This window comes from Nodosilinea sp. LEGE 07088, from assembly GCF_015207395.1.
Lineage (GTDB): Bacteria > Cyanobacteriota > Cyanobacteriia > Phormidesmidales > Phormidesmidaceae > Nodosilinea.
On record NZ_JADEWX010000148.1, the window covers coordinates 1 to 15,060 of the forward strand.

General features: G+C 57.6%; 14 protein-coding genes and 1 pseudogene. 12 read left to right on the top strand and 3 right to left on the bottom strand.

The annotated features are described in order from the left end of the window. A partial coding sequence (locus IQ254_RS23785) for an undecaprenyl-diphosphate phosphatase (RefSeq protein WP_278000363.1) occupies positions 1–706 on the bottom strand: 706 nt, incomplete at its 3' end. 506 nt (positions 707–1,212) lie between these two features. On the opposite strand from IQ254_RS23785, the gene IQ254_RS23790 reads away from it, so the two are divergent. The 5 genes from IQ254_RS23790 (at position 1,213) to IQ254_RS23810 (ending at position 5,489) form a co-directional block, all read left to right on the top strand. Then, on the top strand, positions 1,213–1,860 hold the full coding sequence (locus IQ254_RS23790; protein ID WP_193968642.1) for a DUF3120 domain-containing protein: 648 nt from the start codon (positions 1,213–1,215) through the stop codon (positions 1,858–1,860). Positions 1,861–2,063: 203 nt separating this feature from the next. Continuing rightward, positions 2,064–2,984, top strand: a complete 921-nt coding sequence (locus IQ254_RS23795; protein ID WP_228041029.1) for an adenylate/guanylate cyclase domain-containing protein — start codon at positions 2,064–2,066, stop codon at positions 2,982–2,984. Between the two features lie 299 nt (positions 2,985–3,283). Then, positions 3,284–3,625 (top strand): YciI family protein, encoded by a 342-nt coding sequence (locus IQ254_RS23800; protein ID WP_193968644.1) that lies wholly within the window; start codon positions 3,284–3,286, stop codon positions 3,623–3,625. Between the two features lie 10 nt (positions 3,626–3,635). Further along, complete coding sequence (locus IQ254_RS23805) at positions 3,636–4,253, top strand: glutathione S-transferase family protein (protein WP_228041030.1); 618 nt, start codon at positions 3,636–3,638, stop codon at positions 4,251–4,253. A 3-nt stretch (positions 4,254–4,256) separates the two neighbouring features. Next, complete coding sequence (locus IQ254_RS23810; protein WP_193968645.1) at positions 4,257–5,489, top strand: RNA polymerase sigma factor; 1,233 nt, start codon at positions 4,257–4,259, stop codon at positions 5,487–5,489. A 30-nt stretch (positions 5,490–5,519) separates the two neighbouring features. Here IQ254_RS23810 and IQ254_RS23815 read toward each other — a convergent pair whose 3' ends face one another. After that, positions 5,520–5,978 (bottom strand): hypothetical protein, encoded by a 459-nt coding sequence (locus tag IQ254_RS23815; RefSeq protein ID WP_193968646.1) that lies wholly within the window; start codon positions 5,976–5,978, stop codon positions 5,520–5,522. A gap of 104 nt (positions 5,979–6,082) precedes the next feature. Between IQ254_RS23815 and IQ254_RS23820 the strand changes: the two genes are divergently transcribed. From IQ254_RS23820 to purF, 4 genes are all read left to right on the top strand, one after another. Next, complete coding sequence (locus IQ254_RS23820; protein ID WP_193968647.1) at positions 6,083–6,532, top strand: MarR family winged helix-turn-helix transcriptional regulator; 450 nt, start codon at positions 6,083–6,085, stop codon at positions 6,530–6,532. Positions 6,533–6,690: 158 nt separating this feature from the next. Then, a complete protein-coding gene (purL, locus tag IQ254_RS23825; protein WP_193968648.1) occupies positions 6,691–9,075 on the top strand; it encodes a phosphoribosylformylglycinamidine synthase subunit PurL in 2,385 nt (794 codons plus the stop codon). Positions 9,076–9,142: 67 nt separating this feature from the next. Beyond that, positions 9,143–9,514 (top strand): Fic family protein, encoded by a 372-nt coding sequence (locus IQ254_RS23830; protein WP_193968649.1) that lies wholly within the window; start codon positions 9,143–9,145, stop codon positions 9,512–9,514. A 287-nt stretch (positions 9,515–9,801) separates the two neighbouring features. Next, positions 9,802–11,307: an amidophosphoribosyltransferase gene (purF, locus tag IQ254_RS23835; RefSeq protein ID WP_193968650.1), complete on the top strand. Its 1,506-nt coding sequence runs from the start codon at positions 9,802–9,804 to the stop codon at positions 11,305–11,307. 20 nt (positions 11,308–11,327) lie between these two features. On the opposite strand, the gene IQ254_RS23840 is transcribed toward purF, so the two are convergent. After that, positions 11,328–11,951, bottom strand: a complete 624-nt coding sequence (locus tag IQ254_RS23840) for a TetR/AcrR family transcriptional regulator (protein WP_193968651.1) — start codon at positions 11,949–11,951, stop codon at positions 11,328–11,330. Positions 11,952–12,077: 126 nt separating this feature from the next. Between IQ254_RS23840 and IQ254_RS23845 the strand changes: the two genes are divergently transcribed. The 3 genes and pseudogenes from IQ254_RS23845 to IQ254_RS23855 form a co-directional block, all read left to right on the top strand. Then, positions 12,078–13,751: an NAD(P)/FAD-dependent oxidoreductase gene (locus IQ254_RS23845; RefSeq protein WP_193968652.1), complete on the top strand. Its 1,674-nt coding sequence runs from the start codon at positions 12,078–12,080 to the stop codon at positions 13,749–13,751. A gap of 119 nt (positions 13,752–13,870) precedes the next feature. Continuing rightward, positions 13,871–14,446 (top strand): TMEM175 family protein, encoded by a 576-nt coding sequence (locus IQ254_RS23850; RefSeq protein ID WP_193968653.1) that lies wholly within the window; start codon positions 13,871–13,873, stop codon positions 14,444–14,446. A 360-nt stretch (positions 14,447–14,806) separates the two neighbouring features. Next, positions 14,807–15,060 (top strand): annotated as a pseudogene (locus IQ254_RS23855) (hypothetical protein); the annotation flags it as partial.

The following is a 15,060-nucleotide window of genomic DNA, read 5'->3' on the forward strand; positions in this document are numbered from 1 at the left end:
AAGAGACCCCGCCCAGCCCTCCTTCTAACAGGCCCTTGAGCTCTACTAAGCCAGCTAGAGATATAGCCGGAATGCCCAAGAGGAAGGAAAACCGGGCGGCGGTCGCACGTTCTAACCCCATAAATAAACCAGCCGTCAGGGTAGACCCCGATCGCGACACCCCCGGAATTAACGCCAAAGCCTGGGCAAAGCCCATGGTCACGCCATCTTTGAGGGTTAGCGCATCAAAAGATCGTTGGCGGGTGCTGATGACCTCGGCCAACCCCAGCAACAACGCCATCACGATAGACACTACGGCAATCGTGGCGCTGCTGCGCAGGGGCGAATTATCAAAGTCAGGGATCAAGGCCTTAATCGACAGCCCTCCCACCACAATTGGGATAGTACCCAACAAAATACCGAGCCCCAGGCGAAAGTCTGAGGATTGGTATTTGCCCCTCAAGGCGGCTTTCACCATGCCGCCTACAACCTGGCGTAAATCATCCCAGAAATACCAAATCATGGCGGCAATGCTGCCCAGCTGAATAACGGCGGTGAAGGCCACCCCCGGATCTCCCCAACCCAACACGACAGGCACCATTTTGACGTGGGCTGTGCTGCTAATCGGCAAGAACTCGGTCATCCCTTGCACAATGCCAATCACAATGGCTTGAAACAGGCTCATACTCCCGGTTATGGGGGCAGTATCGCCGACTTGAGCCACCATAGTCGTCAAATCGAAGGGCTGAGCCCAGCCCAGTAGCAAATTAGTCATAAGTACATAACCATAATTTTGTAAACCATAACCCCATGGTTACCCGGAGGGAGCAGTCAGCCTTGAAGTTCATCTGTCGTGAACAATCTGAAAGCTGCTGGGGCAGCTAGCCTAGACTGCGCTGGATCGTTATAGTTAAAAGCAATCCATCCAGCTAGAGAAAAATACGTCGATAGCTGCGTCTGAGCTAGGGCATTGCTGCGTATTGTAAAGTCTTTGAGCTAGCCTGCTGGCAGTGAAATGATTTTCTTTTTGCTGGCTTAACTCGGATGTCAGTCGGTGTAAACCTAAACACAACCTTAATAGTGGCCTATACTCTGCCGGAGTAGGGCAATGCCCCCCCAGGGCATGTTATGTTAACAATGATTAACCTGATACCCAGCATTCCATTGAGTCTTTCCTATAGTTTTGGATCAATTAAGGGGCTGTTGCCTTATTCGGCCCTAATACAGGGGTGGATGGCACGCTCTGGGCGACAGCTCAAGGTATTTGCAGCAGCGCTGGGTTTAGTAATATTGCCGGTTTTCTTACAGGCTCCCTTGGTGCGCTATTTTCCTTGGGTCAGTCTGGCCATCACCCCCCTGTGGCTAATCTTGGGGGTTTGGCTGATGCGGCGACCAAAGTGGCACCTGTGGGGTGACTTGATTGTCGGGTTTGGGTGGATTTGGCTGACCGGGTCTCTTTACTGGGGCTGGTTTCGTTGGGAACCGGTGATGCACTTGCCCATAGAGGCTTTGGGGTTACCGATCGCCCTGGTGTGCTTACGCCAAGGCTGGGGTCGTGTGGGCAGCTATTTCTTCTTGGGTTCGCTGCTGGGTACTGCCGTTACTGACCTCTATATTAACTGGATGCATCTTTTCCCCAGCTGGCGGCAGTTGATGCTGACGAGCCCCGATCTGGCACCGCTGGTGTTGCGAACGGCTAGTGCTGCCCTAGAGAGCGATGTAGCGGCTTGTCGTGCTATTGTTTTGGTCGTTTTTCTGTTGGTGGCTACTGCGATCGCCCTGACAACCTCTCGGCAGTTGGCCTGGTGGGCGTTTGGCGGGGCTGTCTTTAGCACGTTGGTGGTTGACGGCCTATTTTTTCTGACGGCTGCTTTGGCTTAGCATGGAGTAGAGCTTGGGCATCTCTGGCATAATGGGGGCATCTGAGGGGCATCTGAGGATGCCTGCCGCGATCGCACCTAAATTTTGACGCGATCGCTCATGATGCCGACTTTCGTCTACGCCTGTATCGTACTGCTGTGACTCTTTTATCTGGCCCATACCTTGCATTAAAGACTGGCTCTGGTGACCGCCAGCTTTCACTAATGGGCGAACACTGCTGGACTGTGGGGCGGGGCGACGACAATAATTTTGTGCTTCCCGACCGCTGGATCTCCCGCAACCATGCCATGTTGCAGATTACTGACAACGGCAAATTTTACTTAATCGATCTCGGTAGTCGCAACGGCACCTTCGTCAACGGTCGTCGAGTCAGCATTCCGGTTGTTCTTCATGACAACGACTTAATCACCTTTGGTCAAACTGAGCTGCAATTCTTTTGGCCCACCGATGCTGCTCTAGCGATCGACAAAACCATCGGTGGTGGGGTAGGCCGTGAGTCTACGGCCACGGCCATGCTGCATGTGCGGCAGTTGATCTCAGTCATGGTCATCGATATCCGCGACTTCACCGTCATGACGCGCCAGATCGATGAAAAAATCCATTCTGAGGCCATTGGCACCTGGTTTCGCCGAGCTGGAGAAATCATTGGCCAGTACGGTAGCTGGGTCGACAAGTATATTGGCGACGCCGTTATGGCCGTTTGGATCCACGGCAAAGAGGAAGCCGATCAGGCCAGCATGATACAAATTTTGCAGGCTGTTAGCACTCTGGCTGAGATGACGGGGCAAATGCATAGGCAATTTCCCCTCCCTTTTCCCCTACGAATTGGGGCGGGCATCAACACCGGCTATGCCATGGTGGGTAACACCGGCAGCAACGACCACCCCGACTATACGCCCCTGGGTGATACCGTCAACGCAGCCTTTCGCCTCGAGTCGTCGACGAAGCAACTGGGGCTTGACATTGCCTTGGGCGAGACAACCTACAAGTATTTGCAAAAAGCCGGAGCCGACGACCAATATTTCCAACGTTTTACGGTAGAGATGAAGGGCTATGAACGGCTGATCACAACCCACGCTGGTACCTTTACCGACCTAGACCGATTTCTAGCCGAGACCCTGTAGCAACAGCCAGCTTTACTACGCTCAGTTTGGGTTTATTACTGCTGCTGAGGGACATTATGGTGCGAGCGCACAGTAACTCAGGGAGGCGTTGCGAGTGTTGGCACCATTGCTTTCCCACAGGGCAGCAGACCTGTCAGGTATGGCTTGAGTTTGAGGACTGTGCGTGGGGGATCCAGTCCTCTCGGGAGAAAGTTGAGAAAATCGCGATCGCTGTCGAAATGGGGCGGCCTCACACGTCGTAGTTATAGAAGGCAACTCAACATCTTCTAACGACCACCCATTGATGATGGAGAAAATCCATGCGGTACGCAATTTTGGTCTATGAAACTGAGCACGACTTTGCCAATCGTGAACAGCACATGCCCGCTTACAGAGCCTACTCTCAAGCGCTAGCCGAAGCCGGAATTATGGTTGGCGGCGCGGAGCTACATCCTAGCCACACGGGCACCACCCTGCGGCTGCAAAACGGTCAGCGGCAGGTGCAGGATGGCCCCTACGCCGATACCAAAGAGCAGCTCGGCGGCTTTTTTCTCATTGATGTGGCCGATTTAGATGCAGCGCTGGACTGGGCCGCCCGCTGCCCCGCCGCTAGCAACTGCGCCGTTGAAGTACGCCCGTTAGCCCCCGCTAATCCTGCCTAGGAAATCTTTGATGATGAAACTCTACTACTTCCCCCCCTCCCCCAATACCCGTAAGGCTCACGCGGTGGCAATCCACCTGGATTTGCCTCTCGATCTGCGGCTGGTCGACCTGCAGCAGGGTGAGCAGCGCACTCCTGAATTTATGGCCCTTAACCCCACCGGGCGCGTGCCGGTGCTACATGATGACGATTTTGTCCTGTGGGAGGCGACCGCCATCATGCAGTATTTGGCCAGTCGGACTGCCAACTCACTCTGGCCCGAGAGCGCCCAGGTGCGGGCCGACATTATGCGCTGGCAGAGCTGGCAGCTGGCCCACTGGCACGCCGCCTGCCAGCCTTTGCAGTACGAGAACTTCGTCAAGCCCATGCTGGGAGGTGAGCCTGACCCTCAGGTAGTCAAAAAGGCAGCTGAGCGCTTTCACGCGGAGGCCGCTGTTCTCAATAACTACCTAGCGGAGCACGACTTTTTGGTGGGCAATGCCCTTACCCTGGCTGACTTTTCGGTGGCTAGCGACTTGACCTATGCCGAACCAGCCCGGTTTCCCCTGGCGGACTATCCCCATATTCAGGCCTGGTATAGGCGGATCGAAGGGCTACCAGCCTGGCAGCAGACTAACCCCAGGGAGTAGCCCATGGATGCACGCCGAGCGGCAGAACTGGCGGCCCGCAATTCCTACGGGCGACTGGTCGCCTACCTGGCGGCCCAAACCCGAGATTTGGCGGCGGCGGAAGATGCCCTCGGCGATGCTTTCCTCAAGGCGCTGAGCACCTGGCCAGAGCAGGGGACCCCCACCAATCCTGAAGCCTGGCTGCTGGTGACTGCGCGCCGCCGGTGGATCGATACGGCGCGCCGTAGCCAGACCCAGGAGCAGGTTTTCAACGCCTTAACGGTGAGGGATGCGGTCGTGGCTTCAGTCTCAGATAGCGTTTCAGATAGCGATGGTGCGACTTTTCCGGACGATCGCCTCAAGCTGCTGTTTATCTGTGCTCACCCGGCGATCGATGGGGCATTGCACACGCCGCTGATGCTGCAAACGGTGCTGGGCTTAAATGCGGCCCAGATTGCCTCGGCGTTTTTAGTAGCCCCCACCACTATGGGGCAGCGCCTGGTGCGGGCCAAGGCTAAAATTCGCGATGCGGGCATTGCCTTTGAACTACCCATGGCCGAAGATTTGCCGGAGCGTCTAGACGCTGTCCTAGCTGCTATCTATGCGGCCTACACCCAGGGATGGGAAACCGTCGATGGCGCCGATCCTCGCGATCGCGGTTTTGCTGAGGAGGCCCTATGGCTGGCGCGATTGTGCGTTCAGCTCATGCCCCAGGCGGCCGAGGCCCGAGGATTGCTGGCCCTGATGCTCTACTGCGAGGCTCGCCGTGACGCTCGGCGCAATGCCCAGGGGGGCTATGTGCCCCTCGACCAGCAGGATACCCGACGCTGGTCGCAGGCGATGATCGCCGCGGCCGAGCACGAACTGGCCCAGGCGGCATCCCTAAGTCAACTGGGTCGTTTTCAGCTAGAGGCGGCGATTCAATCCATTCATGCCCAGCGGTTGCGAGGGGCTGCGATCGACTGGGATGCTCTGGTGCTGCTTTACGAGGGGTTAATTCAGCTGTCACCGACCCTGGGGGCGTTGGTGAGTCAGGCGGCGGCGATCGCCGAGACAAAAGGCCCCGAGCAAGGGTTGGCCCTGCTCAATACTCTGCCTGCTGAGGCGATCGCCAACTACCAGCCCTACTGGGCACTGAAGGCCCATCTGCTGCAGCGCCTCAACCAGGCCGCCGCCAAAGAAGCCTACCAGCGGGCGATCGGTCTATCAGAGGATGCCGCCATTCGAGACTTTTTACTGGCGCGATCGCAGGACTGACGGAATGATAGGGAAGACGCCACCAGCGCATCACAGAGCCTTTTGCAGTTTTAGTTCGGAATACTGTTTCAAGCCTTCAAGATCCTTGACTTGAAGAGCTCGAGTCCATTTGACAATACCGAACAGCCTTGCGGGCAGATGAAAAGGTCTGTGATAAGTATTGATAAAATTCAGGGTCAAAGCGACTTTCTGGTTCGGCTTGAGGTCAACAATTTCTTGGTGCTCAAAACGCTTCCCCTGGTCAAAGAAAACGGTACGGGCACCAACACTCCCATCCTCATTCTCAAGAGAACAGGTTGAGCCAGTGGCCTCAGGCCAAGCCGACCACAGCATCAGTCGTTCTTGCAGGCGAATATTGTCGTACACCTGTTCGACGGGAGCATTGATGACGATTTTTTCTGAATAGCGGACAGCGTTGGGCAGAAAGAATATGGCTATTGCAAGCCCCAAACCCGCAAGTAACCCTAGCCCTAATAACACATTTTCCATATTCTTCTCCGCTCAGAATTGATGGTGACGCTTCGCGCAGGCAGTTCGTCCTACACTTATCTATAACTAGACCGCCAAGTATCTTGATTGTCAAGGAATATATTTTGGACGACCGTGAAGCACTTCAGGCTCTGATCCTGGCAAGTCGAAGAATCCATGGGGCGATCGACGCCATTGACTACGGGATCTCGGAGCGCCTTGGCCTACAGCGGAATGACCTGCGCGCGCTCAATCTTCTGGAAGACGGCCCGCTTACTCCTAAGGTCATCGGGGAAAACACTGGTCTCACTAGCGGATCTGTGACTGCACTGATTGATCGATTGGAAAAAGCTGGTTTTGTGGAGCGCAAACCGTCCAAAACCGATCGTCGTTCCATTGAAATAAGTCTCACCCAGCACCGCTATGCAGAGATTGCATCACTATATGGGCAATGTGCAGATAGTTTGATGCATAAATTTGGTGGACAGACGGGCGACCAGCTCAAAGCATCGGCGGAAGTGTTGTTAGATTTCGCAGCAGTGCTGGAAGAAGTTGCGGTGACTCTGATGGTCTAAACAACTGATCTAAACATCGGTTCAAATCTACGCTTTGCTGAGGGAGCTGTAGGCTGTGTTCAGCTCTGAGGTGCCAAGCCACGAATCTCCAATCTAAGATCCAAATGCCAAACCCTCATTGGGGCTAAGATCGGTAGGCAACTTCCCCCCGATGCACCATGACGGCCTTCTCTACCGCCCCCTTTAGCCCCGCCGAAATCGCCTCCGAAGGCATTAAGCCCGAGGAGTACAACGACATTGTTCAGCGCCTGGGTCGCCACCCCAACCGGGCCGAGCTCGGCATGTTTGGCGTGATGTGGTCAGAGCACTGCTGCTACAAAAACTCGCGCCCCTTACTCAAGCAGTTCCCCACCGAGGGGCCCAGGGTGCTGGTGGGGCCAGGGGAAAATGCGGGCATTATCGACGCGGGCGATGGCCTACGGGTAGCCTTCAAAATCGAGTCCCACAACCACCCCTCGGCGGTGGAGCCGTTCCAGGGAGCGGCCACCGGGGTCGGCGGCATTCTGCGGGATATTTTTACCATGGGGGCAAGGCCGATCGCCGTGCTCAACTCCCTGCGGTTTGGCGATCTGGCCGACAGCCGCACCCGTCGCCTGTGCCAGGGAGTAGTGTCGGGCATTGCCCACTACGGCAACTGTTTTGGGGTGCCCACCGTAGGCGGCGAGGTCTATTTTGACAGCGCCTACAACGGCAACCCGCTGGTAAACGCGATGGCGATCGGGATTATGGAAACCACCGAGATCGTCAAGTCGGGAGCGGCGGGCCTGGGTAACCCCGTGGTCTATGTCGGCTCTACCACCGGGCGTGACGGCATGGGCGGAGCCAGCTTTGCCAGCGCCGAGCTGACCGACGAGTCGGAGCGCGATCGCCCCGCCGTGCAGGTCGGTGATCCATTCTTAGAGAAATCATTGGTGGAAGCCTGTTTAGAGGCATTTAAGACGGGGGCGATTGTGGCGGCCCAGGATATGGGCGCGGCAGGGCTCACCTGCTCTACCGCTGAGATGGCCGCTAAAGGCGTCGTCGGCATCGAGCTCGATCTGGATTTGATTCCGGTGCGCGAAACCGGCATGGTGCCCTACGAATACCTGCTGTCAGAATCCCAGGAGCGGATGCTGTTTGTGGTCGCCAGGGGCCGCGCCGCCGAGGTGATCGAGATCTTTGAGCGCTGGGGGCTCCATGCCGTGGTCGCCGGTACGGTGATCCCAGAGCCCATCGTGCGGATTTTGTTCAAGGGGGAAACGGCTGCCGAAATTCCGGCCCTGGCCCTGTCTGAAAACACACCTGTTTACCACCACGAGCTGCTGAGTCAGCCGCCCGACTACGCCCAAACTGCCTGGGCCTGGCGTGAGGAGAGCTTGCCACCCTGCTCAGCGGCAGGCATTGCGCTGCCCAACTCGGGAGAAACCCCATGGACTGATATTCTCCACCAGCTGTTGGCCCAGCCGACGATCGCATCCAAAGCCTGGGTCTACCGCCAGTACGACCATCAGGTGCAAAACAACACCGTGCACTGCCCCGGCCAGGGTGACGCCGCCGTCATTCGCCTGCGCCCTCAGGAAGCGGTACCCGACTATCAGCCGGGTGGGGTGCAGCGCGGCCTGGCCGCCACGGTGGACTGCAACGCCCGCCACGTTTACCTCAACCCCTACGAGGGGGCCAAGGCCGCCGTAGCCGAGGCCGCCCGCAACCTCAGCTGCGTCGGAGCGCTGCCCCTGGCGGTGACCGACAATTTGAATTTTGGCAGCCCTGAGAAGCCCATTGGCTACTGGCAACTGGCCGAAGCCTGCCGGGGGTTAGCGGATGCCTGTCGCGAGTTTGAGACCCCAGTCACGGGGGGCAATGTCTCGCTCTACAACGAAACCGTCGATAGCCAGGGCAATCCCCAGCCGATCTACCCCACCCCCGTGGTCGGTATGGTGGGGCTAATCGATGACCTCAGCCGCACCTGCGGCCAGGGCTGGCAGCAGGCAGGGGATCTGATTTATCTCTTGGGCATTCCTGTGGATCAGACCACGACAGCGATGGCAGAGGGGCAGCCCCTGGTGACCCTGGGCGGTTCAGAATACCTGGCGACGATTCACGGTCAAGCCACCGGGCATCCTCCCGCGATCGATATGGCGCTGGAAAAGCAGGTACAGGCGGCCTGCCGCCAGGGCATTGCCCAGGGCTGGGTGCGCTCGGCCCACGACTGCGCCGAGGGGGGGCTGGCTGTAGCCCTGGCAGAATCCTGCATTAGCGGTCAACTGGGGGCAGTGGTTCAGCTTCCCATAGAATTATCTCAGCCTCATCAGCGGTGGGATCGGCTGCTGTTTGGTGAGGGCGGCGCCAGAATTGTGGTCTCGGTCAGCCCTGGGCATCAGGCGGAGTGGGAAGCCTACCTGGGCGATCGCCTGCCCGACCACTGGCAGTGGCTGGGCACGGTCGATGGCGATGTACTGACCCTGGCAACTCAGGAGGGTCAAACGGTGAGCACCGCCGCCGTGGCGGAGCTGGCTGAGACCTGGCAGACGGCGATTGCACGGAAGCTGGCGGGCGAGGGTTGAGCATGGGTGCGATCGCACCCACATTCTTCACCCGTAACCACGGCACTGGTCTCCCAACCGCAGATAGATGACTGAAAGTATGGCAGCGGGGTCTAACTATCGCTATCCCGACGCCATCAAAATACCCGATCTTATGGATGAATTTGGCGACTGGTTATCCCAGTCCCACCCGATCCACCCCGTTGAAATTGCCACAGAAACCCACGCTCGTTTAGTCACCATCCACCCATTCACCGCTGGCAATGGTAGAGTCGCCCGCCTCTTGATGAATCTACATCTGTTGCGAATGGGTTATCCCCTGGCGATCGTTCAAGCTGCTGATAGAGCCACCTACATCGATGCCGTCGTGGCTTGGCAGTCTGGCAACACCGAACCCCTGCTATTAATGGTGGCAAACTGCGTCAAAGCGTCGGCCCTCGAAATTCTTAGCCTGGTCTAAGCTCCAGCCTCTCAGGTCATGCCATGCCCATGCTGTTAAAGCTGTCCGTGGCTACATTTAACCTCAGCGCCTTCAACGTTAGGAAGACTTCGGATGCTATGATTCACTCATAATATTAAGGAATTATTAAATACCGGGGGTGGGTTCGGTAGTTTCTAATGCAGTTTTGAAAGCCCCCACCCTATGATGAAGCTGGGCACGCATTGAAGGCAAAATGCAGCTGCCAGATACGTTATGAAGTTTTGCTCCTGTGCCATTGCGTTCTCTAAAAGACACCCTGCACCCCCATGACGTTCCCCTCTGAAGCTCTCTTCGACGAGTCCCAGGATTCCGATCAGGATCGCCCTGATAAACCCGAAGAGGCCTGCGGCATCTTCGGGCTCTATGCGCCCGATGAAGAGGTGGCTCGACTGGCCTATTTCGGTTTATTTGCCCTCCAGCATCGGGGCCAGGAGTCGGCGGGCATTGCCACCTTTGATGCTTCAGGCAGCCATTGCTACAAGCACATGGGTCTGGTGTCCCAGGTATTTGACGACCACATTTTGCAAGATTTGTCAGGGCACATTGCGGTAGGCCATACCCGTTATTCTACGACTGGGTCGAGCCATGTTTGCAATGCCCAGCCCGCCATGGTGCCCACCCGGCTAGGCGACCTGGCCCTAGCCCACAACGGCAACCTGGTCAACGCCGCCGACCTGCGCGAAGAACTGATCGATCGCAACCACGACCTCATTACTACTACCGACTCAGAGATGATCGCCTTTGCCCTGGCCGAGGCCGTTAACGACGGGGCCGACTGGGTGAGCGCCGCCGCAACGGCCTTTAATCGCTGCCACGGAGCCTTTAGTCTGGTCATCGGCACGCCGGACGGTATTATCGGTGCCCGCGATCAGCAGGGCATTCGGCCCCTGGTGCTGGGGGTACTCGACCATGAGATCCCTGAGGTGGGTCAGCCGGCCCACTATGTGCTGGCCTCAGAAACCTGCGCCCTCGATATCATTGGCGCGACCTACGTGCGCGACATCGCCCCCGGCGAGCTGGTGTGGATTACCCCCCAGGGCATGATTTCTCGACAGTGGGCTGAGGCCACCCAGCGCAAGCTCTGCGTATTTGAGATGATCTACTTCTCTCGGCCCGACAGCATTGTCAACGACGAAAGCCTCTACAGCTACCGTCGTCGCCTGGGCCATCAGCTGGCCAAAGAGTCGCCCGCCGATGTGGATTTGATTATGGCAGTGCCTGACTCGGGCATCCCGGCGGCGATCGGCTTTTCTCAGCAGTCAAAAATTCCCTACGCCGAGGGGCTGATCAAAAATCGCTATGTGGGGCGCACCTTTATTCAGCCCACCCAGTCGATGCGGGAGGTGGGCATTCGCATGAAGCTCAACCCCCTTAAAGACGTGCTGGAGGGTAAGCGGGTGCTGATTGTCGATGACTCGATTGTGCGGGGTACCACCAGCCGCAAGATTGTGCAGGCGCTGCGCGATGCCGGAGCGATTGAGGTACATATGCGGATCTCGTCGCCGCCGGTCACCCACCCCTGCTTCTACGGCATCGATACCGACAACCAAGACCAGCTGATCGCCGCCACCAAATCTGTCGAGGATATTGCCAAGCAGATTAGCGTAGACTCTCTGGCCTATCTGAGCTGGGAGGGGATGCTAGACGCCACCTACCAAGACCCCAGCAGCTTTTGCTCGGCCTGCTTTACGGGTAAGTACCCGGTGGAGATTCCTGAACCTTTTAAGCGCGCCAAGCTCAAGTTTGAGGCCAAGGAGCCGGTGGCGACCTAAACGGTAGCGGGCATCTGGGCTCAGGGTTCTGTGGGAGGTGCGATCGCCAGCCCGCCAATCAACATTTGGGTGACAAATTCTGCCAGGGCCGTCATCGCCTCTGGCTGAGTCACGGGTAAGCGTTTGTCGATCAGTAGCATGGCCAAGCCATGGACGGTTGACCAGGCGACCCACGCTAGCTGCATAGCGTCGCCAGTCCGTAGAACGCCAGCCTGCTGTCCGGCCTCAATACTGGTGAGCAAAACTTGAAACGCCTGCCAGCCGACCTGGGCTCGCTGGGGGTGGGGGCAATGCTCGGCGCCAAAGCTGCCAAACATCACCCGGTAATGGGAGGGATGGGTGACTGCAAACTGCACGTAGGCGACCCCAGTTGCCCTGAGGCGCTCCAGGGGATCGGCGGCGGCTTGGGCTTGGCCCGTTTCCATGGCCTGGGTTAACCCAATAAAGCCTTCCTCACCAACCGCCGCCAGCAATTCCTCTCGATCCTGAAAATGGCGGTAGGGGGCCGCGTGGGATACGCCAACCCGACGCGCCACTTCCCGCAGAGAAAGCCTGCCGATGTCCTGTTCGGCAATCATGGCGATCGCGCCATCCACCAATGCCTGGCGCAAATCTCCGTGGTGATAGGTGGTTTTCTTGGCCATTGGCCCCCTGCTTCCGGTCAGTCGCCTGGAACAAAAGTTTACAGGCTCTATGTTTACGCCGTCAACATTTGGCGCTATTCTAATGTTGTCACCGTAAACATTCCTTGATGCACTGGAGGAACGGCAATGTCCCAGCCTCGGCAAGGTTATAGCTCGACCGACAATGGCGATCGCGATCGCGACACAAGCCCCCAGTTCACCGGGTCACGGGCCAATCACACCTACGACCTGATTTTGATTGGGTCTGGCATGGGGGCCTTGACCGTAGCCAGTCTGATGGCCCAGCTGCGGGGTAAGCGGGTGCTGGTGCTAGAGCGCCACTTCAAGCCCGGTGGCTTCACCCACGATTTCAAGCGGCAGCAGTTTCACTGGGATGTGGGATTGCACTACGTGGGCCAGATGGGTGCCGGGTCATCGACTCGACAGCTGTTTGATTTGATCACCCAGCGGGCCGTGCAGTGGACTCGCATGGCCGAACCCTTTGAGCGCTTTGTCTATCCTGGGTTTAGCTTCGATCTGTACGGCAATCCAAAGCAGTTTCAGGCTGATCTGATCGCCCAATTCCCCAGCGAAAAGCGAGCGATTCGGCGGTACTTTCGCGATTTACCCAGGGCCGCCGCCGCCCTGTTTTTCCGCAACCTGCGGGTCAATGGCAATTGGTTGTTGCGGTGGGTAGGCCGTCTGGGGCAGTGCTGGAGTGGGATCGGGATCGACCTGACCACCCAGACCTACCTCGATCGCCACTTTACCCATCCCCAGCTCAAGGCCTTGCTGGCGTCGCAGTGGGGTGACTATGGGCTGCCGCCCGCCCTCAGCCCCTTTGCGGTGCATGCCACCGTAGCGCTGCACTATCTCAAGGGAGCCTACTATCCCGTGGGCGGGGCGGGGGCGATCGCCCGTGCTGTCGTGCCCATCGTCGAGGCCCAGGGCGGACGCGTGCTGGTCAACCGAGAAGTCACCCAGGTGTTAGTAGAAGCGGGTCGAGCCGTGGGGGTTCAGGTGCGCTCTACCAATACCCCGAGCGAAACCGTTGAAACCTACTACGCACCGGCCATTGTCTCCGACACTGGGGCCGCCACCACCTATCTCAAGCTGATTCCGGCAGATTACCCGATTCCCTTTCGGGCATCCCTGGGGCAGTTTGTCGAACAGCATGCTTCGATTTGCAATGTGACCGTCTATTTAGGACTGTCCGATGACCCTAGAAAACTCGGCTTTAGGGGTGAAAATCACTGGATCTATGAATCGCTGGATCACAACGCCACCTATCGACAGCGGCGACAGTGGACTGGGGAAACACCAGCTCCCCAGTGCTACGTCTCCTTCCCTTCGCTGAAGGATCCCCAGGCCCAGGCCCATACCGCAGAAATCATCACCTGGGTCGATTACGACACCTTCCAGCCCTGGAAAGCCCAGCCCTGGCTCCATCGCAATGATGCCTACCAGCAGATGAAGCAGCGCATGGCTCAATCGCTGATTGCCCAGGTCGATCGCCACTACCCAGGCTTTGCCGACTTGGTGATCTATACCGAACTTTCGACCCCCCTCACCAACGAACATTTCACCGCCCACCCCAAGGGAGGTATCTACGGCCTCGCCATCGCCCCCGAGCGGTTTGCCCCTCAAAATGCTGGCTGGACTCGGGTGGAGACCCCGCTTCCCGGCCTCTATCTAACCGGGGCAGATATCTATATGGGTGGCATCGTCCCAGCGATGATGGCGGGCATCAGCACCCTCAGTCGCCTGCCCGATGGGGTTTCCTTTCCCCAGGCGTTTGCCACGGCGGCTCGGCAAAGCTAAAGCCTGGTAGGCCCAAGGCATCCAAGGGGGCCTGAGGTTGCCTAAATCGGTCTGTTTAGAATACTATCCGCTTGACAACTGAGTTAGTGATCACAGCCAGGTAAAGGACGCAGTTAGCCATGGGCAAGGGCAGAATGGAGGCCTTCAGCGATGGGGTACTGGCTATTATCATCACGATTATGGTGCTGGAGCTGAAGGTACCCCACGAAGAAGGGTTGGTGGCACTGCGACCGCTGATTCCAGTGTTTTTGGGCTATGTGCTGAGTTTCGTTTACCTGGCCATCTACTGGAACAATCACCACCATCTGCTCCAGGTGGTCAAACGGGTGAACGGCAGCGTGCTGTGGGCCAACCTGCACCTGCTGTTTTGGCTGTCGCTGATTCCGTTTGTGACGGGGTGGCTGGGCGAGAACCCATTTGCGGTTTTGCCCGTGGTCTTTTATGGCGTAGTGCTGCTGTGTGCGGCGATCGCCTATTTTATTTTGACCCAGGCGTTGATTAGCTGTGAGGGTCGCGACTCTGCCCTCGCGATCGCCCTGGGCCGCGACTGGAAGGGCAAAGTATCGGTAGTGATCTATGCGATCGCCATTCCCCTGGCCTTTTTCATTCCCTGGCTAGCCTGCCTGCTGTATATCCTGGTGGCCATCCTGTGGCTGATTCCTGACCGCCGGATCGAAAAAGCCCTGACCTCCTAGGGTCTCTCTAGCTCAACCCAGGCATGGACAGATTCTTTGGTGCCGACAGAAATGTGAGCAATAATGCTCGGGTTTTCGTCCATGATGATCAAACAGCAGTCAGTTTTGATATCCACAAAATATAGCGTTGGCCAGTTCGCTGAGGACATAGACAATCGCCAACCGCAAAAACTGGGGCAGCGAGCAGGCGTATAGCCATCGCTGGTAGGTTATCTAGGGAAACGTCCTAACCTTCGTGGCGATGGCTATAGTAACCTCAGTAACCGAATTCAGGTTGGTTACATCCCAACAGCCCACCGGCAATCAGCACCGCTGGCAGTCTTCGGTTAGGATTGGCTCAGCCATTGCCCCCAACGCGCCATGTCTCAGTCTCGACTGACGCTATTTCAAACCCTCAGCGCTCTACCGCCCCCGCAGTTTGAGCAGCTGCGGTTTGCCCTCGACCCGCCAGCGGGGATTGTGCCCGAAGGTGTATCGGCCCAGGGGAATCGGGTTTCTGCCCTATTGAGCTGGGTGGAGGGGACGACGGGCTGCGGACTGGAGCGGCTGTATGAGGTGGTGGAGCAGATTCATCCGGGATTGCTGGAGGCAAAGGAGGATTGGGGAGGTGGGGG